Annotated in this window: 26 protein-coding genes; 15 read left to right on the forward strand and 11 right to left on the reverse strand. The window is 70.2% G+C overall.

What is annotated here, in order from left to right; genetic code table 11:
- Positions 1–34 precede the first annotated feature (34 nt).
- Both ID804_RS01920 and ID804_RS01925 read right to left on the reverse strand, forming a co-directional pair.
- Positions 35–667, reverse strand: a complete 633-nt coding sequence (locus ID804_RS01920) for a DUF305 domain-containing protein (RefSeq protein ID WP_169077263.1) — start codon at positions 665–667, stop codon at positions 35–37.
- A 293-nt stretch (positions 668–960) separates the two neighbouring features.
- Complete coding sequence (locus tag ID804_RS01925) at positions 961–2,061, reverse strand: AI-2E family transporter (RefSeq protein ID WP_169077264.1); 1,101 nt, start codon at positions 2,059–2,061, stop codon at positions 961–963.
- 192 nt (positions 2,062–2,253) lie between these two features.
- Here ID804_RS01925 and ID804_RS01930 point away from each other — a divergent pair, with 192 nt between their 5' ends.
- Genes ID804_RS01930 through ID804_RS01940 form a run of 3 tightly spaced genes read left to right on the forward strand, consistent with a single transcriptional unit; the run spans position 2,254 to position 4,201 of the window.
- On the forward strand, positions 2,254–2,592 hold the full coding sequence (locus tag ID804_RS01930) for an ArsR/SmtB family transcription factor (protein ID WP_169077265.1): 339 nt from the start codon (positions 2,254–2,256) through the stop codon (positions 2,590–2,592).
- Positions 2,589–3,293 carry a cation efflux transmembrane domain-containing protein gene (locus ID804_RS01935; RefSeq protein WP_169077266.1) on the forward strand — a complete coding sequence of 235 codons (705 nt, stop codon included), beginning with the start codon at positions 2,589–2,591 and terminating at the stop codon, positions 3,291–3,293. Before ID804_RS01930 ends, ID804_RS01935 begins: the two co-directional genes overlap by 4 nt.
- Complete coding sequence (locus ID804_RS01940) at positions 3,290–4,201, forward strand: cation diffusion facilitator family transporter (RefSeq protein WP_317451136.1); 912 nt, start codon at positions 3,290–3,292, stop codon at positions 4,199–4,201. Before ID804_RS01935 ends, ID804_RS01940 begins: the two co-directional genes overlap by 4 nt.
- Before the next feature lie 21 nt (positions 4,202–4,222).
- Here the strand turns inward: ID804_RS01940 and ID804_RS01945 are convergent, their stop codons facing one another.
- On the reverse strand, positions 4,223–4,507 hold the full coding sequence (locus tag ID804_RS01945; RefSeq protein ID WP_169077268.1) for a hypothetical protein: 285 nt from the start codon (positions 4,505–4,507) through the stop codon (positions 4,223–4,225).
- A gap of 53 nt (positions 4,508–4,560) precedes the next feature.
- On the reverse strand, positions 4,561–5,313 hold the full coding sequence (locus ID804_RS01950; RefSeq protein WP_169077269.1) for a DeoR/GlpR family DNA-binding transcription regulator: 753 nt from the start codon (positions 5,311–5,313) through the stop codon (positions 4,561–4,563).
- 380 nt (positions 5,314–5,693) lie between these two features.
- Between ID804_RS01950 and ID804_RS01955 the strand changes: the two genes are divergently transcribed.
- The 7 genes from ID804_RS01955 (at position 5,694) to ID804_RS01985 (ending at position 13,049) form a co-directional block, all read left to right on the forward strand.
- Positions 5,694–6,731: an autoinducer 2 ABC transporter substrate-binding protein gene (locus ID804_RS01955; RefSeq protein ID WP_169077270.1), complete on the forward strand. Its 1,038-nt coding sequence runs from the start codon at positions 5,694–5,696 to the stop codon at positions 6,729–6,731.
- A gap of 75 nt (positions 6,732–6,806) precedes the next feature.
- A complete protein-coding gene (locus ID804_RS01960; protein ID WP_169077271.1) occupies positions 6,807–8,318 on the forward strand; it encodes a sugar ABC transporter ATP-binding protein in 1,512 nt (503 codons plus the stop codon).
- Between the two features lies 1 nt (position 8,319).
- Positions 8,320–9,363, forward strand: coding sequence for an ABC transporter permease (locus ID804_RS01965; protein WP_169077272.1), 1,044 nt, complete (start codon positions 8,320–8,322; stop codon positions 9,361–9,363).
- Positions 9,360–10,520: an ABC transporter permease gene (locus ID804_RS01970; protein WP_223158885.1), complete on the forward strand. Its 1,161-nt coding sequence runs from the start codon at positions 9,360–9,362 to the stop codon at positions 10,518–10,520. Before ID804_RS01965 ends, ID804_RS01970 begins: the two co-directional genes overlap by 4 nt.
- Positions 10,517–11,518 (forward strand): dihydroxyacetone kinase subunit DhaK, encoded by a 1,002-nt coding sequence (locus ID804_RS01975; protein WP_169077273.1) that lies wholly within the window; start codon positions 10,517–10,519, stop codon positions 11,516–11,518. The genes ID804_RS01970 and ID804_RS01975 overlap by 4 nt, the downstream gene beginning before the upstream one ends.
- A gap of 6 nt (positions 11,519–11,524) precedes the next feature.
- The gene (locus ID804_RS01980; RefSeq protein ID WP_169077274.1) at positions 11,525–12,160 is read left to right on the forward strand and encodes a DAK2 domain-containing protein; all 636 of its coding nucleotides are present in this window, start codon (positions 11,525–11,527) and stop codon (positions 12,158–12,160) included.
- A 1-nt stretch (position 12,161) separates the two neighbouring features.
- Positions 12,162–13,049 (forward strand): NAD(P)-dependent oxidoreductase, encoded by an 888-nt coding sequence (locus ID804_RS01985; protein WP_169077275.1) that lies wholly within the window; start codon positions 12,162–12,164, stop codon positions 13,047–13,049.
- A 15-nt stretch (positions 13,050–13,064) separates the two neighbouring features.
- Here the strand turns inward: ID804_RS01985 and ID804_RS01990 are convergent, their stop codons facing one another.
- The 4 genes from ID804_RS01990 to ID804_RS02005 all read right to left on the reverse strand — a co-directional run bounded on the left by ID804_RS01990 (position 13,065) and on the right by ID804_RS02005 (position 16,329).
- Positions 13,065–14,699, reverse strand: a complete 1,635-nt coding sequence (locus ID804_RS01990) for an ABC1 kinase family protein (RefSeq protein ID WP_169077768.1) — start codon at positions 14,697–14,699, stop codon at positions 13,065–13,067.
- Between the two features lie 106 nt (positions 14,700–14,805).
- A complete protein-coding gene (locus tag ID804_RS01995; RefSeq protein WP_169077276.1) occupies positions 14,806–15,435 on the reverse strand; it encodes a PadR family transcriptional regulator in 630 nt (209 codons plus the stop codon).
- 122 nt (positions 15,436–15,557) lie between these two features.
- Complete coding sequence (locus tag ID804_RS02000) at positions 15,558–15,836, reverse strand: helix-turn-helix transcriptional regulator (protein ID WP_169077277.1); 279 nt, start codon at positions 15,834–15,836, stop codon at positions 15,558–15,560.
- 22 nt (positions 15,837–15,858) lie between these two features.
- Positions 15,859–16,329, reverse strand: a complete 471-nt coding sequence (locus tag ID804_RS02005) for an Lrp/AsnC family transcriptional regulator (RefSeq protein WP_169077278.1) — start codon at positions 16,327–16,329, stop codon at positions 15,859–15,861.
- Positions 16,330–16,513: 184 nt separating this feature from the next.
- Between ID804_RS02005 and ID804_RS02010 the strand changes: the two genes are divergently transcribed.
- On the forward strand, positions 16,514–17,590 hold the full coding sequence (locus ID804_RS02010) for a Glu/Leu/Phe/Val dehydrogenase family protein (protein ID WP_169077279.1): 1,077 nt from the start codon (positions 16,514–16,516) through the stop codon (positions 17,588–17,590).
- Between the two features lie 36 nt (positions 17,591–17,626).
- On the opposite strand, the gene ID804_RS02015 is transcribed toward ID804_RS02010, so the two are convergent.
- On the reverse strand, positions 17,627–18,331 hold the full coding sequence (locus ID804_RS02015; protein ID WP_169077280.1) for a cache domain-containing protein: 705 nt from the start codon (positions 18,329–18,331) through the stop codon (positions 17,627–17,629).
- The gene (locus ID804_RS02020) at positions 18,328–19,197 is read right to left on the reverse strand and encodes a FadR/GntR family transcriptional regulator (protein ID WP_169077281.1); all 870 of its coding nucleotides are present in this window, start codon (positions 19,195–19,197) and stop codon (positions 18,328–18,330) included. The genes ID804_RS02015 and ID804_RS02020 overlap by 4 nt, the downstream gene beginning before the upstream one ends.
- 113 nt (positions 19,198–19,310) lie before the next feature.
- Here ID804_RS02020 and ID804_RS02025 point away from each other — a divergent pair, with 113 nt between their 5' ends.
- The 4 genes from ID804_RS02025 (at position 19,311) to ID804_RS02040 (ending at position 23,466) form a co-directional block, all read left to right on the forward strand.
- On the forward strand, positions 19,311–20,351 hold the full coding sequence (locus ID804_RS02025) for an ABC transporter ATP-binding protein (protein ID WP_169077282.1): 1,041 nt from the start codon (positions 19,311–19,313) through the stop codon (positions 20,349–20,351).
- 107 nt (positions 20,352–20,458) lie between these two features.
- The gene (locus ID804_RS02030) at positions 20,459–21,649 is read left to right on the forward strand and encodes an extracellular solute-binding protein (RefSeq protein ID WP_169077283.1); all 1,191 of its coding nucleotides are present in this window, start codon (positions 20,459–20,461) and stop codon (positions 21,647–21,649) included.
- A gap of 122 nt (positions 21,650–21,771) precedes the next feature.
- Positions 21,772–22,641 carry an ABC transporter permease gene (locus ID804_RS02035; protein WP_169077284.1) on the forward strand — a complete coding sequence of 290 codons (870 nt, stop codon included), beginning with the start codon at positions 21,772–21,774 and terminating at the stop codon, positions 22,639–22,641.
- A gap of 12 nt (positions 22,642–22,653) precedes the next feature.
- Positions 22,654–23,466, forward strand: a complete 813-nt coding sequence (locus ID804_RS02040; protein ID WP_169077285.1) for an ABC transporter permease — start codon at positions 22,654–22,656, stop codon at positions 23,464–23,466.
- Positions 23,467–23,518: 52 nt separating this feature from the next.
- On the opposite strand, the gene ID804_RS02045 is transcribed toward ID804_RS02040, so the two are convergent.
- Complete coding sequence (locus ID804_RS02045) at positions 23,519–24,154, reverse strand: TetR family transcriptional regulator C-terminal domain-containing protein (protein WP_169077286.1); 636 nt, start codon at positions 24,152–24,154, stop codon at positions 23,519–23,521.
- Positions 24,155–24,253: the final 99 nt, after the last annotated feature.

The raw sequence follows: 24,253 nt of genomic DNA on the forward strand, positions 1-24,253 counted from the left end.
CCGTCGTGACACCCGGTCGATGAGCGTGCTGGCTTCAGTCAGCGCCGCAGCTGCGCGCCGCGGACTGGCTGAAGTCCGGTACCTGTCGACCCGCGGCCTCCTCGGTCGTCGTGACCGGCCCGTTTTCTTGGATGTCACGGACTAGCCAGTCCATTTCGTCGATCTCCCGCCGCTGGGCCTCACTGATCTCGACCGCGAGCTCGCACACCCGGATGTCCTCGTTCTGGAAGCGCTCTGATCGCGTGATCGCCATCGAGTGGTGCGGAATCATCGCCGTCATGAAGTCGACATCATCGACGCTCGCTTGGCTGCGGTCGAGCGTGATGCCGCCGCCGATCAGAAGCACGCTTCCGGCGACGACCGCGATGTTGCCTCTGGTGTTCTTGTACATCCCGAGCATCCAGGCCAGCATCACCAACCCCATCGTGCCGCCCATCGTCACGGCCATGAAGACGCGGCTCTCGCTGAAGCGGATATGGGTCCACTCCCACACGCTCGCGAACATCACGAAGTACATGACGACCATGGACGTCAGGATCATCGCGGCGAAACGGAGGTAGCTCTTCGCCGAGCTGTCAGGCCCTTCCGTGCTGTTGTGCTCGTCACCCTGGGGGCGGCTCGACGGTGCTTTTCCCTCGTCTAACGGCCGATCAGTGGGCTTGTCCATCTCTTCCCTCCCACGGTTGCTTTCCTCTCCATCCGACGTCAAAGTCGAGGCTCCAGTTAGGGCGTTGCGAGCACCAGCGACCGGTGGTACCTCTCCCCGCCGCGGCCACGGACGCCCTGATGGCGCGTGCTCGACTGGTAGCCGCCATCTCGGAGGCGTCATGGGATTTCGCCGAGGCGACGGTGGGATCGCGTCTGATCTCGATCGCGGAAATGAGCCCTCCGGCTAGGCTCATCCCCGGGGCTGCGCTATTCCGCAAACGCCCCACCGCCGAAGCGTCAGACGATGCGCGCTCAGCGCCGCTGCCGCGCCGGTACGACCACCTCGCGCAGGATCAGCGCGATCGACGCCGCGACCGGCACGCCGATGAGGGCTCCGGGCAGGCCGAGCAGCGAGCCGCCCGCCGTGGCCGAGATGAGCACGACCGAGCCGGGCACCTGCACCGCGCGGCTCATCACCTTCGGGGTGAGCACGTAGGCCTCGACCTGCATGTAGATGAGCATCGCGATGAGCACGGGGATCGTCGCCGACGGCACCGTCGCCAGGGTGAGCAGGGTGATGCCGATCGTGGTGAGCACGGTGCCGATGAGCGGGATGATCGTGATGAAGAACACGACGATGCCGAGCAGCGGCGCTCCTGGGATGCCGACGACGAGCATCACGATCGTGCTGAAGGTGGCGTTCAGCAGGGCGAGCACGACCATGCCGCCGAGGTAGCGGCCGACGCTGTCGATGATGCGGTCGGCGAGGTCGACGAACCGGGCGCGGCGCGAGGCGGGCACGAGCGAGTAGCCGAAGCCCTTCACCGACTCGAAGGTGATGACGAAGTACAGCGTCAGGATCAGCACGAAGAAGCCGCCAGTGACGCCGCTGACGACGGATGCTCCGAAACCGAGCACGCCGTTCGACACCGCGATCCACGTCTGCGGGTCGAGCAGCGTCTCGACGACCCACGCGAGCGCGGCCGTCACCCCGCCGCTGGTGAGCTCGTCGACGGTGGTGAACCACGGCTCGTCGCGCAGGCCGGCGAGGCCGCCCGGCACCGTCTCGATGAGGCGGGCGACCTGCTCCTGCAGCGCCTGCACGGCGAACAGGATGATGCCCAGCCCGATCGCGACGACGAGCGCCGTGAGCACGGCGGTCGCGGCCGGTCGGCTCCATCCGCGACGTCCGAGGGCGCGGATGATCGGCTCGAGCGCCACGGCGATGAACAGGGCCGCGAGCACCGAGGCTGCGACGCCGCGCAACGTGTAGAGCGCGAGCGCGAAGGCGATCGCGGCGATCGCGCCGAGGGCGAGGAGGAAGCCGCGGTGCAGCGGCCGCTCGGCGCGGGTGGCGGTGCGGGAGTCGGCGCTGCGGTTAACGGTCGGCCTGGGCGAGCGGGGGATCGGCATCTCGTCCTCCCTCGGACATCGGTGAGCGGGCGCTGCTCTCCGGAGCCGTCGGGCGGGAGCCGTCGTCGTCGAGCCGGCGTCAGTATACGGCGCGGGGTGCCGTTCTTCGCGGTGACGAAGTTCGGCGACGTGGCGCTGCTCGCTCCGAGGATGCGAGCACATCAGTACATCCCAGCGTGTACTATCGGCGCCATGGCCATCACCTCCGCTCCGCAGCTCGACGCTCTGCACCGCATCGGGCGCGCGCTGGCCGACCCCACCCGTGCCGCGATCCTCCTCACGCTGCTCGACGAGCCGCGTTACCCGGCCGACCTCGCGAACCATCTCGCCATCACGAAGCAGAGCGTCTCCAACCACCTCGCCTGCCTCCGCGACTGCGGCATCGTCGTCGCCGAACCCGCCGGTCGCCGGGTGCTCTACGACATCGCGGATGCTCGACTGGGGCATGCGCTGCGCGACCTGCTCGGCGTCGTGCTCGCCGTCGACACCACCGACCGGTGTGCGCTGAACGAGGTCGAGGTGCTCGCATGAGCGTCGACCTTCGCACGCCCCTCGCCCCCGAGCGCACGGCGCTGCTGCGCAGACGGGTCAAGATCATCGTGGGGCTCACGATCGGCTACAACCTCGTCGAGGGCATCATCGCCCTCATTGTCGGCTCGGCCGCCGACTCCGCAGCCCTCATCAGCTTCGGTCTCGATTCCGGGGTCGAGGTGCTCTCCGCCACCGCCGTCGCCTGGCAGTTCACGCGTCGAGACCCCGAGCGGTACGAGAAGCCCGTGCTGCGCGTGATCGCCATCGCCTTCTTCGCGCTCGCCGCCTACACGATCGTCGGCTCGACGATGTCGCTGCTCGGCCTAACGACGCCCGAGACGAGCGGCGTCGGCATCCTGCTCGCCACCGTGAGCGTGATCATCATGCCCGCTCTCTCCCTCCTCGAGCGGCGAACGGGCCGCGAGCTCGGCTCGGCGACCGTGGTCGCCGACTCGCGGCAGACGCTCATCTGCTCGCTGCTCTCGGCCGCTCTACTGCTCGGCCTGCTCGCCCACGCCCTCTTCGGCTGGACCTGGGCGGACGCCGTCGCGGCACTCGTCATCGGAGCCTTCGCCATCCGCGAGGGAATCGAGGCGTGGAACGGCGACACGTGCTCGACCGCGATCGGTGAGCTGCTGGAGCACCCTCACCCCGACCAGACCGAGGCCTGTGCCCACGATGGGGAGGCGTGCTGCCGGTGACCGGCCACGCTCATGCACACTCGCCTCGAGGCGGGAACCGGCGGAGACTGGCCATCGCGTTCGGGTTGACGGCGTGCATCCTCGTCGCCCAGGTGATCGGTGCGATCATCACCGGATCGCTCGCGCTGCTCGTCGACGCGGCGCACATGCTCACGGATGCCGGCGGGCTGCTGATCGCACTCATGGCTGCCGGGCTCATGAAGCGGGCAGCGACGACGCGCCGCACCTGGGGGCTGCTGCGCGTCGAGGTGCTCGCCGCGACGGTGCAAGCCGCCGTGCTGCTCGGCGTGGGCATCGTCGTGGTCGTCGAGGCCGTGCAGCGTCTCCGCGAGCCAGCCGAGATACCGGGCGCCGAACTGCTCGTCTTCGGCGTCATCGGGTTGGTCGCCAACGCGATCTCGATCCTCGTGCTCGCCGGCGGTCGCGCCGCGAACCTGAACATGCGCGCCGCCTTCCTCGAGGTGCTCAACGACGCTCTCGGTTCGCTCGCGGTCATCGCGGCGGCGATCGTGATCATGACCACGGGGTTCCAGCAGGCGGACTCCCTCGCGGCGCTGCTCGTGGGCGCCCTGATCATCCCGCGCACCCTGAGACTGCTCCGCGACGCCGTCGACGTCCTGCTCGAGTCCGTCCCTCGCGGGATCGACATCGCCGACGTCCGCCGCCACCTCATGGAGGAGGAGCACGTCCTCGACGTTCACGACCTGCACATCAGCCAGATCGCGACGGGGCTGCCGGTGCTCACCGCGCACGTCATCGTCGAGAGCGAGTGCTTCGTCGACGGTCACGCGCCGGAGATCACGAGAGCGCTGCAGGCCTGCGTGGCGCAGCACTTCTCCGTCTCGATCGATCACGCCACGTTCCAGCTCGAGCCTGCGGGCGCCGAGCGGTCGCACGACCTGCACTGACGTCGCAGCCGCGCCGCCCGCCTACCGCAGCCGCCAGGGCGACACCGCGTGGAGGCCCGGCAGGGCCGCCGCCCACAGCAGCACCGTGCCGAGCACCTCATCGCTCGGGCGCAGCAGGGCCCCGGCGATGAGCAGGCCCGCGGCGAGGATCGCCGAGGTCGTGCGGCGCAGGCTGCCGTCGACGACGCGCGATGGGCTCGGCGGGCTAGCCTCAAGGAGCGGATCGTGAAGCTGCCCCGCAGAGGTCCCGGCCGGTGTGTTGGCTTTGATGGGAAACAAGGCGCGGACCGAGAACCGCGCGGTCATCACCCTTTGAGCTTGAGCGACGAACGATGCTTCCCTGGGTTAGTGGTGTGGGGTTAGCGCTCGGGTCGGCGCACGCTCGCCTGGATGATCGGGATCGGGAAGTGCGAGGCCCGCAGAGGGTCGACGAGATCGTCGGTGATGCCCGCCGTGAAGGCGTCCATCCCGAAGACCTTGAAGAGCGCCTCCCGCCCGAACTTCGAGCTGTCTGCAACGAAGAAGGCCTCGTGGGCGATCGAGCGCATGAGTCGCTTCAGTTCGATCTCGTAGCTGCTCGCGTTGTAGATGCCGTCCTCGCTCACCGTGTCGGCGCTGAAGATCGCGACGTCGACGCGCAGGTTCGAGAGTTGCTGCACCGAGGTCGGCCCCCACATTGTGTACGAGTTGGGCAGCAGCTCGCCACCGATGAAGACCAGATGGATCGTCTGCTTGCGGGCGATCTCAGTCGCGATGCGCAGATCGTTCGTCACCACGGTGAGGCGCTGGTGCGTCATGTGCCGAGCGACCTCGAGGTTGGTGGTGCCGCCGTCGAGCAGGACGGTCTGGCCTTCCAAAACGCGTTCGGCCATGGCGCGCCCGATGGCGGTCTTCTCCGGGCGGTGCAGCTCCTCCTTGAAGTGGTGCGGGGTCTCCGACTGCCGAACGGGCACGGCGCCGCCGTGGGTGCGCTTGACGAGGTCCATCGCTTCGAGGCGCTCGAGGTCGCGACGGATGGTCGACGCGGTTACGTCGAATCGCGTTGCGAGGTCGTGCACTGACTGAAATCCCTTGACCTGCAGGGCATCCACGATCTCCGCTTGACGCGACACGGTCTCACCTCCACATCGAACAGCCGCTGCTCAGAGGCTAGACCGCGCAGCGCCCGAAGTGAACCTTCGGCGCGCGAAAGTGCGCAGATTACGTGCATCGTGCGGGGATGGGGCGTGCGCGATCCGCCGTGACGTCGGCCGAAGCGCGCGTGATGTCGCAGATTTGCGCCGAGACTCCGCGAAAACGTACTTGATTCGCGTGCTCGAGGACAGTCCTGCGCGAAAACGCGCACGTTGGTGCGCGATATCGCTTGACAAGGTGCGTGGATGCTCGCTAACGTCCCCCCTCAGCGACACATCCCGACACAGCATCGTCCGAGATTGCCGCGACCTGATGGCGGCGGGAGTCGCCACTCACTCGTTCACAAAGGAGTAAACGTATGGATCGCACTCGACTCGGCCGGGGCATCGCCCTCGCGGCGAGCTCAACCCTCCTGCTCGTCGGCTGCACCACCGTGGGTGCAGGCTCGGGCGGCGGCACCGACGAGGGCTCCGGCGACGGCGCCTACACGATGGTGACCGTGGTCAAGGCCCAGACCATCCCGTGGTTCCAGCGCATGGCGGTCGGCGTGCAGGAGTTCGCCGATGACTCCGGCATCGACGCCCGCCAGGAGGGCGCCGACGACGTGAGCCCTGAAAAGCAGGTCGCGATCATCCAGGACCTCATCGCGCAGCGTCCGACGGCAATCACGGTCGTGCCGAACTCGCCCGAGGCGCTGGAGTCGGTGCTCGCTCAGGCGCGCGAGCAGGGCATCATCGTGGTCTCGCACGAAGCCACCGGCATCGAGAACGTCGACATCAACATCGAGGCATTCGACAACGCCTCATACGGCGCGGGCATCATGGATAACCTCGCCGAGTGCATGGGCGGCGAGGGCGAGTACGTGCAGTTCGTCGGCGGCTTCACCGCCAAGACTCACATGGAGTGGGTCGAGGCCGGTTACCAGAACCAGATGGAGAACTTCCCCGGCATGACGCGCGTCGAGGAGCCCATCGAGAGCACCGACAACCAGGAGACCGCGTACGAGCGCGCGAAGGAGATCCTGGCCAAGTACCCGAACATCAAGGGATTCCAGGGTTCGGCCGGCAACGACGTGCCGGGCATCGGCCGAGCCGTGCAGGAGGCGGGTCTCGAGGACGAGGTGTGCGTCATGGGCACCTCGATCCCGTCGGTCGCCAACCAGTACCTCGCCGACGGCTCGATCGACAAGATCTTCTTCTGGGACCCGGCTCTGGCCGGCAAGGCCCAGCTCGAGATCGCGCGGATCCTCGCCGACGGCGGAACGATCGAGGAGGGGACTGACCTCGGCATCGAGGGATACACCTCGCTCAAGAAGCTCGAGGGCTACGACAACGTCTTCGTCGGCGACGCCTCCGTGGCGGCCGATGCTGAGACCGCGGCGCAGTACGACTTCTAGAGTCTCGATCAACCCGGGCTCCGGGAGCGCGAACCGTTCGCGCGCTCCCGGAGCCCCTCGTCAGGAAGGCCGACGATGGAATCTCTCCCGACGCAGGCTCCGGTTCCGGTGCTCTCCGTGCGCGGCATCACCAAGCGCTTCGGCGGCGTCACCGCGCTCGCCGGCGTATCGCTCGAACTGCTCCCCGGCGAAGTGCACTGCCTCGCCGGCGAGAACGGCTGCGGCAAGTCGACGCTCATCAAGATCATCTCGGGCGTCGAGCGGCCGGACGCCGGCGAGGTCATCATCGACGGCGTCTCGCACAGCCGCATGAACGCGACCGCCGCGATCACCGGTGGGGTGCAGGTCATCTACCAGGACTTCTCGCTCTTCCCGAACCTCAGCGTCGCCGAGAACATCGTCCTCACCGCGGAGGTCGCCGGTCGGCAGCGCTTCTACCGAGCCCGTGCCGTGCGCCCCAAGGCGCAGTCGATCGTCGAGGAGCTGGGGCTCGACCTCGACCTCGACGCCGAGGTCGGGGATCTCTCCGTCGCCGACAAGCAGCTGACGGCGATCTGCCGAGCGCTCGTCAACGACGCGCGGGTCATCATCATGGACGAGCCCACGACGGCCCTGACGCACAGCGAGGTCGCGCGCCTCTTCACCATCGTGGAGCGACTGCGCTCCCGCGGCGTCGCCCTCGTCTTCGTCTCGCACAAGCTCGAAGAGGTGCTCGCGATCTCGCAGCGCGTGACGATCATGCGCTCCGGTCGCGTGGTCACCAGCGGCCTCGCGACCGAATTCGATCGGCGTTCGATCGCCCAGCACATGACGGGCACCGAGCTGGACGAGGCGCGCATCGTCGGCCCGATCAATGCCGACGCCGAGCCGAGACTCACGGTGTCGCACCTCGACCTGCCGGGCGCCTTCCACGATGTGTCGTTCACCGTCGCGCCCGGCGAGATCGTCGGCGTCACGGGGCTGCTCGGCTCCGGTCGCACCGAGATCGCCGAGGCGATCTTCGGAGCGCGCCCCGCAGCGTCCGGCGACATCCTCGTCGACGGACGACCCGTGAGCATCCGCAGCATCCCGGACGCGGTCGCGGCCGGCATCGGCTACGTGCCCGAGGATCGACTCTCGCAGGGGCTCTTCCTCGAGAACTCCATCGCGGACAACATCATCGCCGGCTCCCTCGATCGGCACCGCAACCGCTGGCGCGGTCTCGACGGCGCGCGCATCCGGTCGACCATCTCGCGGCTCTTCGCCTCGCTCTCGATCAAGGCGCCCAGTGCCGACGCACCCGTGCGGTCGCTCTCCGGCGGCAACGCCCAGCGGGTGGTGCTCGCCAAGTGGCTCGCGACCGACCCCAAGGTCCTCGTGCTCAACGGCCCCACCGTCGGGGTCGACGTCGGCTCGAAGTCGCAGATCCTCGAGCTGCTGCGCCAGGCCGCGGCCTCCGGCATGGGCATCGTCGTGATCTCCGACGACGCCCCTGAGCTCGTGTCGTGTTGCCACCGAGTGCTCGTCGTGGCGCGCGGCCGCATCGCCGACGAGCTGCGGGGCGACGCGATCAGCGCAGAGAGCATCCACGAGCGGATGGCGGCCTGACATGCAGATCCTGCGACGCCTCCGCGGCAAGAACAACGAGGGCATCCTGGCGCTCGTCCTGGTCGCCCTCATCGTCACCATGTCCGTGCTGAGCCCGGCGTTCCTGACCGCCGGAACCGCGTTCTCGACGCTGCGCAGCGCGACGGTGCCGCTCATCTTCGCGCTCGCCGTGCTCATCGTCATCGTCTCCGGCGGCATCGACGTCTCCTTCGCGGCGGTCGCCATCTTCTCCGCCTACACGGCGGTCTCCTTCGCGATCACGATGGCCCCAGAGCTGCCGGCGGCCGTGATCATCGCCATGGCGATCGCGATCGGGGCCGGTCTCGGGCTGTTCAACGGACTAGTGATCGCGCGGTTCCGCTTGCCCACCCTCATCGTCACGCTCGGGACGCAGGGCATCTTCGTCGGCGTGATGTACACCTACGTCGGCGCGACCTACTACGCGCAGCTCCCGCCGGCGCTCGCCGCGATGTCGTCGATGACTGTTCTCGACTTCTCGACTGGCACCGGACGGGCGTCGCTCCACGTGATGGCCGTCGTCGCGATCGTGCTGGCCGTGGTGGTCTGGTGGATGCTCACGCGCACGATGTTCGGACGCTCGCTGTACGCGATCGGCGGTGACGTCGAGGCCGCGCGACGTGCCGGGTTCCGCGTCATGCGCACGCAGATCCTCGTGTACGTGCTCGTCGGCGTCCTCGCCGCCGTCGCCGGGATCGCGCACATGGTCATGGGGCGCAGCGCGAACCCCCAGGACCTGGTGGGCGACGAGCTGGACATCATCGCGGCGGTCGTGCTCGGTGGTGCCTCGATCTTCGGCGGCCGCGGCTCCGTCATCGGCACGGTGCTCGGCGTCATCCTGATCCAGCTGATCAACAACAGCCTCCTCCTGGCGGGCGTGCCGAGCGCATGGCTCCGCGCGGCGGTGGGGCTGCTGCTCATCGTCGGCGTCGGGGTGCAGGCCCTCTCGGCGCGCAGGAAGGCGCGTCGCGTGCACACGCTCGATGAGGACAAATCCGATCGACTCGTTCAGGAGGACGTGGCATGAGCGAGAAGCAGAGCCCCGCCGGCGCACCCGCCCTGGGCAAGGGCGCGCAGATCAACGAGCGCGTCGGCATCGCGACGCGCGAGTTCATCGCCCGAGCCAGCGCGAACCGAAAGACCGGCAGGATGGTCGTGGCGCTGCTGCTGGCCTTCTCGATCTTCGCGATCGCGAACCCGCGTGTCTTCCTCAATCCGCTGAATCTGCAGAACATCGGGGTCACGGCGCCGGAGATCGGCATCATTGCCATTGCCATGATGCTGGCCATGCTCACGGGCGGCATCGACCTCTCGCTCGTGGCGATCGCGAACCTCTCCGCCATCACGGTCGTCTCCCTCTACTCGGGCATCGCCGCGAACGATCCGGCGCTCGCCGAGAGCTTGACGGTTCCGATCATCGTGGCGGGGGTGCTCGTCGGCATCGGCTGCGGCATGCTCAACGGCGTCCTCGTCAGCGTGATCGGCATCACACCCATCCTCGCGACGCTCGGAACGATGCAGATCCTCAACGGCATCGCGATCGTGACGACGGGCGGCTCGACCCTGTACGGCGCGCCTGAGAGCCTCGCGTCGTTCGGGCGCTCAGGGCTCGGGCCGGTGCCGGTGTTGTTCGTGGTGTTCCTCGTGGTCGCGGTGCTCGTGGCGCTGCTCGTCAGCACCACGCCCCTCGGCCGCAAGATCCAGCTCGAGGGCGCGAACCCCGTTGCGGCGCGCTACTCGGGAATCAGCAGCAGGTCGGTGCTCATGAGCACCTACACGATCGGCGGTGCGCTCGCCGGTGTCGCGGGAGTGCTCTTCCTCGCTCGCAACCCGACCGCATCGGCCGACTACGGCGCCTCCTACGTGCTGCTCGTCATCGTGATCGCCGTGCTCGGCGGCACCAACCCCAACGGCGGTTTCGCGTCAGTGGCCGGCGTCGTGCTGGCGACCCTGACCCTGCAGATCGTCTCGAGCGGATTCACCGCGCTGCGGCTGTCCTCGTACGAGTACGCCATCGCGCAGGGTGTGATCCTCATCGCGGTGATGGTGCTCGATGCCGTCGCCGCGAGCAGGCGAGCACGACGACCGCCCAGAACAGCGATGCCGGCGGCGACGCCAGACGCGCCGGCCGCATCCCCAGAACCGACCCCCGTGACCGCACAGAAAGAGACGGAGCACTCGTGAAGAAGATCATCAATGAGCCCCAGACCTTCGTCGACGAGTTCGTCGACGGCATCCTGCTCGCCCACCCCACGCTGCTGAAGGTGCCGGGACAGGATCGCCGGGTGCTGGTGCGCGCCGACGCGCCGGTCGCCGGCAAGGTCGGGATCATCACCGGCGGAGGTTCGGGGCACCTGCCGCTCTTCAAGGGGTACGTGGGGCGCGGCCTGTGCGACGGCGTCGCGATCGGCAACGTCTTCTCGTCGCCGTCATCCGCGCAGATCCTGGAGACGACGAAGGCCGTCGACGGCGGCGCCGGCGTCCTATACCTCTACGGCAACTACGGTGGCGACGTCTTCAACTTCGACCTCGCCACCGACATGGCCGAGCTCGAGGGGATCCGCACGCTCACCGTGCTCGGTCGGGACGACGTCGCGAGCCAGCCGAAGGAGCGCGCGACCGACCGTCGCGGCGTCGCCGGCATCTTCTTCGCCTACAAGGCCGCCGGTGCCGCCGCGGAGCGCGGCGACTCGCTCGATCAGGTCGCCGCGGTCGCGGAGGACATCATCGAGCACACCGCCACGATGGGCGTCGGTCTGTCGCCGACCATCCTGCCGACGACCGGCAAGCCGAGCTTCGAGCTCGCTGAGGACGAGATGGAGATCGGGATCGGGATCCACGGCGAGCCCGGCATCCACCGCGGCTCGCTGGAGACGGCCGACGAGATCGCCGAGCACCTCGTCGAGCGCCTCGTCGCCGATCTCGGTGCGACCAGCGGAGACCGTGTCGCCGTGCTCGTCAACGGCCTCGGCGCGACGCCGCTGGAGGAGCTGTACCTGCTGTTCCGGCGCACCCACCAGATCCTGGAGGGCAAGGGCATCGCCATCGCGAAGAACTACGTCGGCGAATATGCGACGAGCCTCGAGATGGCCGGCGCCTCCATCTCCCTCCTCCTGCTCGATGACGAGCGACTGGCGCTGCTCGAGGCGCCCGCAGAATCCCCCTTCTTCCGAGAGGTCTGAACCACGATGAACGGACACGAACTGAGCCAGGCGATCCAGAACTGCCTGGTGGTCTTCACCGAGTACGCCGACGAGCTCGGCGACCTCGACCAGGCGCTCGGCGACGGCGACCTCGGCATCACCGTCTCGCTCGGTGCCCAGGCCGCCATCGACGCTCTGCAGCTGCTACCAGCGGAGTCGAAGCCCACCGAGGTGGTCCTCGCCTGCGCCAAGGCTTTCGCCAACGCGAACCCGTCGACGATGGCGGCGCTCGTCGCCGGCGCGCTGCTGGCCGGTTCGCGAGTGTGGGCGGATCGCGAGTCGATCACTCCCGACCTCGTGAACCAGTTCGCACTGGCCGCCGCGGAGTCGATCAGCCAGCGCGGCAAGTCTCAGGTGGGCGACAAGACCATCCTCGACGCGATGTTCCCGGCCGCCGAGGCCCTCAGGGGGATCCCGGCCGGACCCGAGCGGCTGGACGCGGCCATCGAGGCGGCGGAGCGCGGGGTGATCACCTCGAAGGAGCTGCAGTCTCGCCGGGGTCGAGCATCCTGGCTGCAGGACCGCAGCATCGGACTGCAGGACCCGGGGGCGACCGCCTTCCTGCGATTCCTGCAGTCGTGGAAGTCTGCGAACAGCCCTGCACGTGCGGCGGTGAGCTGAGATGGCGCGCCTCGCCGTTGTCGGACTCGGCACGATGGGGCACGGCATGGCCGCCAACCTCCTGCGCGCCGGTCATGACGTGACGGTCTGGAACCGCTCGGAGGGTCGTGCGACCGATCTCGTCGCGCTCGGCGCGCGCGAGGCCAGCAGCCTGGCCGACGCGGTGGCCGACGTCGAGTTCGTGCTGTACTGCCTCTCCGACGACGCTGCGGTGCGCGCCGTCACGCTCGGCGCGGACGCGCTCGCCGCCGTGGTGCCATCGGGAGCCGTGGTGATCGACCTGTCGACCATCAGTCCCGAGGCGAGCGCCGAGGTGCGAGCCGCGTTCGAGCGACGTGGTGCGCACTTCCTCGACGCCCCGGTGTTCGGGTCGAAGGGGGAGGCGGCCGCAGGCGGGCTGTGGGTCGTCGTCGGCGGTGACGACGAGACGGTGGGCCGGGCGCGACCGGTGCTCGAGGCGATCAGCAGTTCCGTGCATCATCTCGGAGGTGCGGGCGCGGGTGTCCGCATGAAGCTCGTCGGCAACCTCATCGTGGCCTCGCAGCTGCTGGCGCTCGGCGAATCGCTCTCGCTCGCAGCAAAGGCGGGTCTGGACCTCGACGCTGTGCTCGGAGTGCTCGCCGTGACCGACTTCCGGTCGCCGATCTTCGACGGCGTCGGCGCGGCCGTGCGCGCTGACGACTACTCGCCCTCGTTCGCCCTCGCGCTCATGCAGAAGGATGCGCGGCTCATCGCAGCCTTCGCCCGCGAGCTCGACGTGCCGCTCGACGGCCTCTCGGTGGTGGCACGCTACATCGATGATGCGGTCGCCTCGGGCCATGGCGGGGAGAACGCCTCGGCGCTCATCAAGGCCGTCGCAGCGCGCGCGGGTGCTCAGCTGGCACGCTGATCGAGCGGCGGCGCACTACCGCAGCCGCCAGGGCGACACCGCGTGGAGCCCCGGCAGGGCCGCCGCCCACAGCAGCACCGTGCCGAGCACCTCGTCGCTCGGGCGCAGCAGGGCCCCGGCGATGAGCAGGCCCGCGGCGAGGATCGCCGAGGTCGTGCGGCGCACGCTGCCGTCGACGACGCGCAGGCGCTGCTCGACCTCGGGGCTGCGCACGGCGAGCTCGCCGCGGTCGATGCGGGTGGCGAGAGCATCCAGACGCTGGGGGAGGCGCGCCAGCGCCGAGAGGATGGCGACCGCCTCGCGACCGAGCGAGCGCGCCGTCGACGACCCGGCGCCGCCGTTGAGTAGGGAGCGGGCGAACGGGTCGACGGCGTCCCACATGTTGAAGTCGCGGTTGAGCGCGCTCGTGACGCCCGAGATGAGCGAGACGGTGCGGATCAGCAGCAGGTAGTTCTCCGGCAGCTGGAACGGCAGTGTGCGGATCAGCTCGCTGAACTGCCGGGCGAACGCCTCCAGCTCGCGCGGGTCGATGCGGGTCAGCTCGGCGACGCCCATGCCGCCGAAGCGGTCGAAGAGGGCTGTGATGGCCCGCTCGAGCTCGACCGTGTCGGCCGACGGCAGCAGCACGCCGAGGCGCTGGGTGGCGGCGACCCAGGCCCGGGCATCCCGCGCGACGACCGCGAAGATGAACTGCTGCAGCCCGTCGCGCAGCTCGTCGGTGATGCGGCCCATCATGCCGAAGTCGATGTAGGTGAGCGCCCAGTCGTCGCCGGCGCCGGACGGCCCCGGCGTGACGAAGATGTTGCCCGGGTGCGGGTCGGCGTGGAAGAACCCGGCGACGAAGATCTGCTCGAACGTAGCGCGGGCGAGCTCGGCGGCGACCGCGTTCGGGTCGATGCCGGCGGCCTCCAGCGTGCCCACGTCGGAGATCTTGATCGCCGTGACGTCGCTGAGGGTGAGCACGCGGCGGGCGCTGCGCTCCCACGCGACGACGGGGGTGGTGACGCGCGGGTCGTCGGCGAAGATCGCGGCGAAGCGCTCGACGCTGACCGCCTCCTGCAGGTAGTCGATCTCCTCCAGGCTCGTCGCCGCGAACTCCTCGACGAGCGCGGGGGCGTCGGTGCGGCGGTTGACGAGCCGCACGCGCGACAGCCAGCGGCCGACGCGGCGCAGCGCGGCGAGGTCGACCTCGACGATGTCCTCGATGCCGGGCCGCAACACCTTCACCACGACGCGCTCGAAGCCGAGGTCGGCGGCGATGCCGGGCGAGAGCGTCGCGCGGTGCGCCTGGCCGAGCGAGGCGGCGGCGATCGGCTCGGTCTCGAACGAGGCGAAGGCCCGATCGAGGGGGATGCCCAGCTCGCGCTCGACCTGCGCCACGATGCGCGCGAACGACTCGGGCGTCACCTCGTCCTGCAGCCCCTCGAGCTCGCGCGTGATCTCGCGCGGCAGGATGTCGAGTCGCGACGACAGGAACTGCCCGACCTTGATCATGAGGCCGCCGAGGTCGGCGGCGAGCCCGTGGAAGCGGCGGGCGAGGCGCTGCAGCCGGCGGATGCGGCCGCGGGCGGCGAGGTTCGCGAGCCCGAACCGCGGCAGCACCAGCTCGAACCACCACGCCTGCGCGAGGGCGAGCGCCGCGAAGCGCATGATGCGGCGGTAGCGGGCGCGCAGCGCGCGGTCGAGGCTCGGCGGGCGATCGGTCGCGGGGGCCGGCGGGGCTCCCGGCACCGTGCCGCCGGGGGCGGTCACCGGGTCAGTCCTCGGCGAGGATCGCGTAGAGCTTGCGGCGCGTCTCGTCGAGCAGCGCTGCGGCGCGCTCCTTCTGCTCCTGCGTGCCCGAGTGCGCGACCTGGGCTGCGGCCTGCGCGAGCTTCGCGCCCGCCTTCGGCACGGCGGCGTCGTGCTCGCTCCAGGGGCCCCACTGCGCCCACGGCCCGGCTTGGTCGCGGCGCGACCAGTCGCCCCAGCCGCGCGCGCCGCCGCGCTCGTGTTCGGGGCGGTGGGCCTCGTGCTGGGCGACATGCTCGGCCGCGGCAGCGGCTCCTGCGGGGGTGAGCTCGTAGACGGTGCGCTCGCCCTCGTGCCGGCTCGACACGAGGCCCTCGTCGGTGAGCTGCTGCAGCGTGGGGTAGACCTCGCTCGCGGCGGGCATCCACCCCTCGTGGGCGGCGGCGATCGCCTGCATGACCTCGTGGCCGTTCTTCGCGCCCCCGTGCAGGGCGACCAGGATCGCGCCGCGCACGTCGTGGCGCTCGTGGCCGCCGTGCTCGCGGGGGCCGAACGCCTCGCGCAGCCGCTCGGCGGCCTCGCGGAAGTCGAAGGTGCGGGGGTCGAACGCGCGCGGGTCGAAGCCGCGCGAGCCGGGGCCGGTGGAGCTGCGCATGAGGGTCCTCTCGAGAAGCGACGGGGCGGCCGGGCTCGGGCTCGCGCCCACCGCGGTGTCGGGGCCGACGCTACGCCGCATCGCTGGATGCTCGCTCACCGCCCGGCGAGCGCGGGCTCGGATCAGCGCAGGTCTGACAGCGCCCTGATCAGCTCGTCGACCGAGTGGGTGGCGTTCGAGGGGTGCCGCAGCGGCAGCTCGGGGTGGAGCACGTAGTGGTTGCGACGTCCGCGTCGCTCGCGCTCGAGGTATCCAGCCACCTCGAGATCGTTGAGGATGCTCACCGCCGACCTCGTCGAGATGCCGATGCCCGCGGCGATCTCGCTCACCGTCGCGTCCTGGTTCTTCGCCACTTCGAGCAGCACGTGCGCGTGGTGGGTGAGGAAGGTCCACGCGGTCATGCGGTCATCCTGCCAGCCCGGCTCAGTGCTCGAGCAGCTGGGCGACGCGGTGCTCGATGAGCTCCCGCAGCACGAGCGAGGTCGCGGTGCGCCGCACGCCCGCGCAGCGCAGGATCTGCTGCCCGACCTCGTAGAGGTGGTCGGCGTCGCGCGCCACGACCTGGATGAGCAGGTCGTTCACGCCCGACATCGCCACGCACTCGATGATCTCGGGGATCTCGCGCAGGGCGACCATCGCGTCGTCGAAGCGATGCTGGTCGACCTCGGCGGTCACCATGGCGCGCACCGCGTAGCCGAGCGATTCCGGATGCGCGGTGATCGAGTGCGGCCGCAGCGTGCGCCCGTCGAACAGCTGCGCGATGCGGCTCTGCACGGTGCCGCGCGAGAGCCCGAGGGTCTCGGCGAGCCAGCCAACCGTCGCGCGCGGGTCGCGGTCGAGGGCGGCGAGGATGCGCTGGCTCGACCGATCGAGGCGTCTGGGCGTTTCGACCATGGTGCGCTCACTGTACGGGCTCGGCGTGATCATTTCGACCAGTTCTGCGCAATGCCCTGGTGAAAGTCGCGGAATCGGCGTTGACTTCGTAGTCATGATGCGCATCGGTGCGCGAGCGGAGATCCCGCGTGGGCGCCGAGCGACGATCACCGCCCACGACCGCACCGATCCTGCTGGAGTCATCATGCCGACCCCCGTCGCGCCCCTGCCCGAGTTCACCCACGAGCGCGTCTCGACCGTCGTCGGCGAGCGCTCCGGGCTCACGATCACCGTCGCGCTGCACTCGAGCGCCATCGGGCCGGCGCTCGGGGGCTGCCGCCTGTGGCGCTATCCGCAGTGGGCCGACGGCATGGCCGACGCGATGCGCCTGGCCTCGGCGATGACGATGAAGAACGCGCTCGCCGACATCGGCGCGGGCGGCGGCAAGTCGGTCATCGCGCTGGGGCCGGATGACCAGCTCGACGACGACCGGCGCCGGGCCGCCCTGCTCGACCTCGGCGACCTCATCGAGACCTTCGACGGCCGCTACCGCACGGCGGAGGACGTCGGCACGACCGAGCACGACATGCTCGTCGTGCGCGAGCGCACCGAGCACGTCGTCGGTCTGCCCGCCGAGAACGGGGGCGCGGGCGAGCCCGCGGAGGGCACGGCGCTCGGCGTCTTCGTGTCGATCGAGCGTGTGGTCGAAGAGCTCTTCGACTCCGGCTCGCTCGTCGGGCGCTCGTTCGTGATCTCGGGCCTCGGGCAGGTCGGCTCGCGGCTCGCCGAACGGCTCGCCCGCGCGGGCGCCCGCCTGTTCGTCACCGACATCGCCGACGCCAAGCGCGCCGTCGCGGCAGACCTCGGCGCCACGTGGATCGCGCCGGAGGAGGCCCTCACGACCGAGGCCGACGTCTTCGTGCCGGCCGGGCTTGGGGGAGTACTCACTCCGGCCGCGATCGCGACGCTGCCCGTGCGCGCCGTCGTCGGCCCCGCCAACAACCCGCTTGCCTACCGCTCGGGGGCCGAGCACCTGGCGGCCAGGGGCATCCTCTACGCCCCTGACTTCGTGGTGAACGCCGGCGGGGTCATCCACCTCGCGCTCACCGGCGAGGGCGCCTCGCCCGCCGAGATCGAGTCGCGGCTGCGCGGCATCGGCGACACGCTGAGCGAGATCCTGTGCACGGCGCGCGCGAAGGGCGTCACGCCCCTCGCGGCGGCCGAGGCGCTCGCGGTCGAGCGGGTCGAGCGCGCGCGGGCGGGCAGGCTCGCCGCCGTCTGACCCGCGCCGGGCATCCGCCGCCTGCGGGCTCTCGCGTCAGCGCGCGGTCAGCACCTCGAGCGCCATGCCGGGGCACGCCCCGCGCACGAAGCCCTCGAGCGCCGCGCCGCGGATCGAGTCGCCGGTCTCGCGCCGCGCGCTCGTCGACAGCAGCACGCGGCCGACGCCGTTGACGATTGAGAGGTCGTCGCCGAAGCCGCGCAGCCGCGGCAGCAGGTCGCGCTCGACCTGGTCGATGAGCAGGTCGAGGCCGGCGACGCCGACGAACTCGCCGTCGAGGGCGACGGGCGCCGCGATCGTGATCGTGTACTCGTCGCTGCACAGGTAGTCGACGTAGGGGCCGGCGACGTGGGGATGCCCGGTCGCCTGCGGCACGCGGTACCACTCGAGCTCGCTGTAGTCGATGTGCTCCTTGTTGACCGACTGCGAGGCGAGCACGAGCTTGGCCCGGTCGGCGCCCTGCCACCAAGCGAGGTGGCTGCGGGCGTCGGCGAGCGAGTCGAGGGCGGCGATGAAGCCAGCGCCGTAGACGGGCAGGTCGAGCTCGTCGAAGGTGCGTCGGGCGTACGGTTCGACGAGTTCGTCGAGCACGTCGGTCGTGACGGGGCCGGCGGCGCGGGCGCGGCGCAGGTCGTCGGCGAAGACGTCCGTCCACGAGGCGAGCGAGTCGATCGCACGACCGAAGTACTCGGTGACGACCGCGACGGCGCTCGAGGCGGTGACGGGTTCGGTGACGGTCACGAGGTCGTCCTCTCTCGCAGGTCGATGAGCCAGTCGACGCAACTCTGCACCTTCTGCCGCGTGAGCGCCACTGCCCGCTGCTCGTCGCCGTCGCTCACCGCATCGAGCACCGCGAGCAGGGCGGCGCGGTTGCGGTGGCGCGCGTCGGCGTCGGTGTCGATGAGCGCGAAGAAGGGCGACAGCTCGCCCTGCAGGCGCATCTGCTCGCGAGTGAGCCTCGCCGACTGGCCGAGGGCGGCGAGCTCGATCTGGGTGTCGTCGGTGACGCGCCGCCACGCGGCGAGGTCGTCGTCGCGCACGCGCTCGAGGCGGGCGCGGATGGCGCCGATCTCGCTCGGGTCGGCGCGGCGGGAGGCGAGTTCGACGGCGGCGGCGGTGATCGCCAGGTAGTGGGCAGCGAGATCGCGCAGGGCGACGCGCGAGGTCTCGACGAGGGTGCGCCGCGCGAACGCGGCGGGGTCGGCGTCGTCGCTGACGAAGCTGCCGCCGTGGCGGCCGCGGCGGGTGACGATGAGGCCGCGCTCGCGCAGGGCGAGCAGCGCCTCGCGGGCGGTCGCCGGCGCGACGCCGAAGGAGCGCGCGAGCTCGGTCTCGGCCGGCAGCCGCTCGCCGGAGGGCAGCACGCCGGCGATGATCGCCTCGGCGATGCGCCGCTCGACGAGGGCGGCGCGGCCCTCGTCGCCGATGGGCTGGAACACCGCTCGGTGCAGTCGTGTCGGGCGCCCGGAGCGCGCGGGTGAGCTCACCCGGTCATTCTCCGGGGCGAGCCTCGGTGTCGCCTGCGGCGCGCGGGGGGCGGGGGATGCTGCGCTCGAGCCGGCGGGCGCGCCGGGGTCGAGGCCGCGCGTGAGGGGAGCCCCGGGCATCCGCACCTCCTCGTCGAGAGCGCCGTTTCGTTACCTGCTTGCAACATAACCTATGAAACCATATGTTTAGAGTTATTACCTCGGTCCACCGAAGCACCCAGGAGACGCCGACCATGGTCGACACCGCCGCCACCCCCTACGCCGTCGAGCTGCGCGGCGTCACTAAGCGCTTCGGCGACACGACCGCCGTCGCCGAGCTCGACCTCGGCGTGAAGCCGGGGGAGTTCTTCTCGATGCTGGGCCCCTCCGGCTCCGGCAAGACCACCGTGCTGCGCATGATCGCCGGCTTCGAGGAGGCCACGACCGGCACGATCCTGCTCGACGGCGACGACGTCACGCGGGCCGCGCCCTTCGACCGCGCCGTCAACACCGTCTTCCAGGATTACGCGCTGTTCCCGCACATGACGATCGCGCAGAACGTCGCCTACGGCCTCAAGGTGCGCAAGACCCCGAAGGCTGAGACGCAGCAGCGCGTCGCCGCCGCGCTCGAGCAGGTGCGCCTCGCCCACGTCGCCGACCGGCTGCCGCACCAGCTCTCCGGCGGCCAGCGGCAGCGCATCGCGCTCGCCCGCGCGCTCATCCTGCGCCCGCGGGTGCTGCTGCTCGACGAGCCGCTCGGCGCCCTCGACAAGCAGCTGCGCGAGCAGATGCAGATCGAGCTCAAGCAGATCCAGCGCGACGTCGGCATCACCTTCGTCTTCGTCACCCACGACCAGGAGGAGGCGCTGACTCTCAGCGACCGCATCGCCGTGTTCAACCAGGGCCGGGTCGAGCAGGTCGGCACGCCGCGCGAGGTCTACGAGTTCCCGCAGACCTCGTTCGTCGCCGGCTTCCTCGGCATCTCGAACTTCATCGCCCCCGAGGTCGCCGAGCGGCTCACCGGCGAGTCGCGCGCCATCACGGTGCGCCCCGAGCGCGTGCGCGTCGTGCCCGCCGAGGTCTCGCCCGCCGCGCACGAGACGAGCGTCGTCGGCACGATCGCCGAGCTCGTCTACACGGGCCCCGCGACGCGCTACATCGTCGAGGGCGAGCACGGCCTGCGCATCATCGCGGAGCGCCACAACGACCACGCCCCCACCGACACCGCCCCCTGGTCGCGCGGCGATCGCGTGCGCGCGGTGTGGGCGACCGAGCACGCGGCCGTCGTGCCCTGATGCGGATGCTCGGGCTCGCGCTCGACGCGCGCCGAGCATCCGCCCCCTGACCTTCCCTCCCTGCACCACCTCAACCCACGCACCACCCACGAGAAACGAGGAGAACCATGAAGAAGCGCTATCGCGTGCTTCCCGCCATGGCAGCAGCAGCGGCGCTGGTGCTGGCGGGCTGCGCCGCAGACGCCGGCTCCGACGGCGACGGCGACGCCAGCGGTGAGATCACCTTCGACGTGCCCGACGTGCCCATGCACGAGGAGATGGGCGAGTTCGAGGACGCGGTCGACATCATCGCCTGGTCGGGCTTCGTCGAGCCCGAGTGGTCGGACGCCTTCACCGAGGAGACCGGCTGCGTCGTCAACCGTCGTGTCGCTGGCACCTCCGACGAGATGGTGCAGCTCATGCGCACGGGCGACTACGACCTCGTGTCGGCCTCGGGCGACGCGAGCCTGCGCCTCATCGTCGGCGGCGACGTCGCCCCGATCAACCGCGACCTGATCCCGAACTTCGGCGACGACATCGTGCCCGGCATGCAGAACCAGCTCTACGACACGATCAACGGCAAGGTCTACGGCGTGCCGATCGGTCGTGGCGCGAACATCCTGCAGTACAACTCGGAGGTCGTCACCGAGGAGCCCACGAGCTGGGACATCGTGTGGGAGACCGACAGCCCCTACGCCGGCCAGGTGACCGCGTACGACGCGCCGATCTACATCGCCGACGCCGCGGTCTACCTCATGTACCACGAGCCCGAGCTCGGCATCCAGAACCCGTACGCGCTCGACGAGGAGCAGCTCGCCGCGGCGATCGAGCTCCTGCAGCAGCAGAACGGGCTCATCTCCGAGTACTGGAGCGACCCGGTCGCCCAGATCACCTCGTTCGCGGGCGGCACGACCGTCGTCGGCACCTCGTGGGAGATCCTGCGCAAGCTCGCCGCCGACGACAAGCTCAAGGGCACGCTGCCCGTCGAGGGCTCGACCGGCTGGGCCGACGCCTGGATGATCTCGGCCGAGTCCGACGCGCCGAACTGCGCCTACGAGTGGATGAACTACACGAGCTCGGCGGAGGTCAACGGCAAGATCGCGATGAACTTCGGCATGGCGCCCGCCAACGGCGCGTTCTGCGAGCTGAACGACGAGGCCGCTGCCCACTGCGAGGAGTTCAACGCCCTCAACGAGGAGTACTTCGAGAACGTCTGGTACTGGACGACCCCCATCGAGCAGTGCCTCGACGGCCGCACCGAGGTGCGCTGCACCTCGTTCCAGGAGTGGACCGACGCCTGGGTCTCGGTCAAGGGCTGACGCCCCGAGCCCTCGGGCGTGACTGAGCACCGCTCCGGGTGGGGCCGAACCTCGACCCCACCCGGAGCATCCCCACCGATCTTCTGCCCCCGCCCGACCCGCCACCCGCCCGGAGGACGCTCGTGACGACGACCGCCAGCAAGCCGCTCTCGACGGCGCTGTACCGCAGCCGCCGCCTGCGGCTCGGCTCGCTGCTGACCCTGCCCCTCGTGTGGCTCGTGGGGCTCTACATCGTGTCGCTCGCGCTGCTGCTCGCGACCGCGTTCTGGCGCGTCGATCCCTTCACCTCGAAGGTCACGCCTGCCTTCCAGTTCGACGCCTTCGAGCAGCTGCTCGCCAATGAGGCGTACCTGTCGACCTCGCTGCGCACGCTCGGCATCGCGCTGACGGTGACGCTGCTGAGCGCCGCCTTCGCCATCCCGCTCGGCATCTACATGGCGAAGGTCGCCTCGCCGTGGGTGCGCGGCTTCCTCGCCGTCGCCATCACGCTGCCGCTGTGGGCCGGGTACCTCGTGAAGATCCTCGCCATGCGCGTGACCTTCACCGAGGAGGGCTTCTTCAACTCGTTCTTCGGGGTCTTCGGCATCTCCGGCCCCGGCTTCAGCCAGACCACGGTCGTGCTGACACTGACCTACCTGTGGTTCCCGTACATGGCGCTGCCGGTGTACACGGCCATCCGGCAGATCCCCGTCAACCTGTTCGACGCGAGCGCCGACCTCGGCGCGAAGGGCTGGACGACCGTGCGCACCGTCGTGCTGCCGCTGCTCGCCCCCGCCCTCATCGCCGGCTCGGTCTTCACCTTCTCGCTGAGCCTCGGCGACTACATCGCCGCCGAGCTCGTCGGCGGGGCGACGCAGATGATCGGCTCGATCATCGCCAACAACATCAACCTCAACCCGCCCGTCGCCGCGGCGTTCTCGATGGTGCCCGTCGCGTTCGTCGTGCTGTACCTGCTCGCCACGCGCCGCACCGGCGCCCTCGAGCGGATGTAGGGAAGGCCGATCATGCTCAGACTCACCCGCGGCGCCCGCGTCGTGCTCGGCGCCATCGTCGGCGTCGTGCTCGTGTTCATGTACGTGCCGCTGCTGCTGGTCATCGTCAACTCGTTCAACGCCGCGCGCATCCCCAGCTGGCCCATCGAGGAGTTCTCCTTCCGCTGGTGGGTCGCCGCGTTCGAGAACGAGGCGCTGTGGACGGCCGTCGGCAACTCGGTGATCGTCGGCCTCGGCGCGATGCTCATCGCTCTGCTGCTGGGCACGCTCGCCGCCTTCGCGCTGCAGCGGTTCGACTTCTTCGGCAAGCAGACCGTCAACCTGCTCATCGTGCTGCCGATCGCGCTGCCCGGCGTCGTCACGGGCGTCGCCTTCAGCAACACGTACAACAACGTGCTCGAGCCGGCGGGCATCCAGCTGGGCTACTTCGGCATGATCGTCGCCCACGCGACCTTCTGCATCGTCATGGTGTTCAACAACGTGTTCGCCCGACTGCGGCGCATGAACCCGAGCATGCAGGAGGCCTCGGCCGACCTCGGCGCGAGCCTGTGGCAGACCTTCCGGCTGGTGACCTTCCCGCAGTTCCGCACCGCGTTCGTCGCGGGCGCGCTGCTGGCGTTCGCCCTCAGCTTCGACGAGGTCGTCGTGACGATCTTCACGGCGCCCGCCGGCGTCGACACGCTGCCGCTGTGGATCTTCAACCAGATGTCGCGCCCCAACGAGGCGACGCAGGTCAACGTGATCGCGACCGTGCTGATCCTGCTGTCGTTCATCCCCGTCTACGTCTCGCAGCGCCTCTCGCGCGCCGAGGAGGACGAGCGGTAGCGGATGCTCGGCGCGTGCCGACTCGCTGGCGGGTCGTGATGCGCGGCCCGGCTCAGCGGGTGAGCGCACCCGCGGGCAGCGACAACTCGCGCTCGAGCATCCCCGCGATGAGGGCGAGGCCCGAGCCGCCCGCGCGGTAGTCGACGAGTTCGTGCGCGTTGAGCCCGTCGACCATGGCGAGCACGTGCGCGGCGATGCGGTCTAGCTCGCGCGCGTGCGTGGCGGCGGGCGCCGCGGCGCGCAGCGCGTCGACGACAGCCGCGTGCCACGCCGTCATCTGCTCGCGCACGGCCGCGGCGAGCGGGGCCGAGCGGCGGGCGATGCTCCAGGCGTCGACCCAGACGCCCGTGACGTCGTCGCGGCTGCCGTCGAGCAGGGTCTCCAGCAGGGCTCGCAGGCGGATGCTCGGCTCGCGCACCGCGGCGGCGTGCGCCCGCACCTCGGCGAGCTCGGTGCGCACGATCGCGGTGAAGGTCTCGGCGACGAGCTGCTCCATGCTCGGGGCGTAGTGGGCGACGAGGCTCGAGGCGACGCCGGCGCGCGCGGCGACGGCGCGCAGAGTGAGGGCGTGCAGGCCCTCGTCGAGCGCGAGGGCCGTGGCCGCGGCGGTGATCTGGGCGGCGCGCTCGGCGGGGGAGGTCCGGGGAGCGCGCGGGCGGGCATCCGCCGCCCTGCTCGCTGTTGACACGCCGACCCCCGCTCGGTAGCTTTCGAGCAGTCTAGATATTGATCACGTGATCAACAAGGGGTTCGACGCAGCCGTCGGACCCGCGACCCTGAGGAGCCG

Origin of the sequence: Microcella alkalica, assembly GCF_014595885.1 — a bacterium.
Lineage (GTDB): Bacteria > Actinomycetota > Actinomycetes > Actinomycetales > Microbacteriaceae > Microcella > Microcella alkaliphila_B.

Excerpts from the sequence above, each read along its gene's own strand:
- ID804_RS01920 (WP_169077263.1), bottom strand. The coding sequence starts at position 667 with ATGGACAAGCCCACTGATCGGCCGTTAGACGAGGGAAAAGCACCGTCG.
- ID804_RS01925 (WP_169077264.1), bottom strand. The coding sequence starts at position 2,061 with ATGCCGATCCCCCGCTCGCCCAGGCCGACCGTTAACCGCAGCGCCGAC.
- ID804_RS01930 (WP_169077265.1), top strand. The coding sequence starts at position 2,254 with ATGGCCATCACCTCCGCTCCGCAGCTCGACGCTCTGCACCGCATCGGG.
- ID804_RS01935 (WP_169077266.1), top strand. The coding sequence starts at position 2,589 with ATGAGCGTCGACCTTCGCACGCCCCTCGCCCCCGAGCGCACGGCGCTG.
- ID804_RS01945 (WP_169077268.1), bottom strand. The coding sequence starts at position 4,507 with ATGACCGCGCGGTTCTCGGTCCGCGCCTTGTTTCCCATCAAAGCCAAC.
- ID804_RS01955 (WP_169077270.1), top strand. The coding sequence starts at position 5,694 with ATGGATCGCACTCGACTCGGCCGGGGCATCGCCCTCGCGGCGAGCTCA.
- ID804_RS01960 (WP_169077271.1), top strand. The coding sequence starts at position 6,807 with ATGGAATCTCTCCCGACGCAGGCTCCGGTTCCGGTGCTCTCCGTGCGC.
- ID804_RS01965 (WP_169077272.1), top strand. The coding sequence starts at position 8,320 with ATGCAGATCCTGCGACGCCTCCGCGGCAAGAACAACGAGGGCATCCTG.
- ID804_RS01970 (WP_223158885.1), top strand. The coding sequence starts at position 9,360 with ATGAGCGAGAAGCAGAGCCCCGCCGGCGCACCCGCCCTGGGCAAGGGC.
- ID804_RS01980 (WP_169077274.1), top strand. The coding sequence starts at position 11,525 with ATGAACGGACACGAACTGAGCCAGGCGATCCAGAACTGCCTGGTGGTC.
- ID804_RS01985 (WP_169077275.1), top strand. The coding sequence starts at position 12,162 with ATGGCGCGCCTCGCCGTTGTCGGACTCGGCACGATGGGGCACGGCATG.
- ID804_RS01990 (WP_169077768.1), bottom strand. The coding sequence starts at position 14,699 with ATGCGCTTCGCGGCGCTCGCCCTCGCGCAGGCGTGGTGGTTCGAGCTG.
- ID804_RS01995 (WP_169077276.1), bottom strand. The coding sequence starts at position 15,435 with ATGCGCAGCTCCACCGGCCCCGGCTCGCGCGGCTTCGACCCGCGCGCG.
- ID804_RS02000 (WP_169077277.1), bottom strand. The coding sequence starts at position 15,836 with ATGACCGCGTGGACCTTCCTCACCCACCACGCGCACGTGCTGCTCGAA.
- ID804_RS02005 (WP_169077278.1), bottom strand. The coding sequence starts at position 16,329 with ATGGTCGAAACGCCCAGACGCCTCGATCGGTCGAGCCAGCGCATCCTC.
- ID804_RS02010 (WP_169077279.1), top strand. The coding sequence starts at position 16,514 with ATGCCGACCCCCGTCGCGCCCCTGCCCGAGTTCACCCACGAGCGCGTC.
- ID804_RS02020 (WP_169077281.1), bottom strand. The coding sequence starts at position 19,197 with ATGCCCGGGGCTCCCCTCACGCGCGGCCTCGACCCCGGCGCGCCCGCC.
- ID804_RS02025 (WP_169077282.1), top strand. The coding sequence starts at position 19,311 with ATGGTCGACACCGCCGCCACCCCCTACGCCGTCGAGCTGCGCGGCGTC.
- ID804_RS02030 (WP_169077283.1), top strand. The coding sequence starts at position 20,459 with ATGAAGAAGCGCTATCGCGTGCTTCCCGCCATGGCAGCAGCAGCGGCG.
- ID804_RS02040 (WP_169077285.1), top strand. The coding sequence starts at position 22,654 with ATGCTCAGACTCACCCGCGGCGCCCGCGTCGTGCTCGGCGCCATCGTC.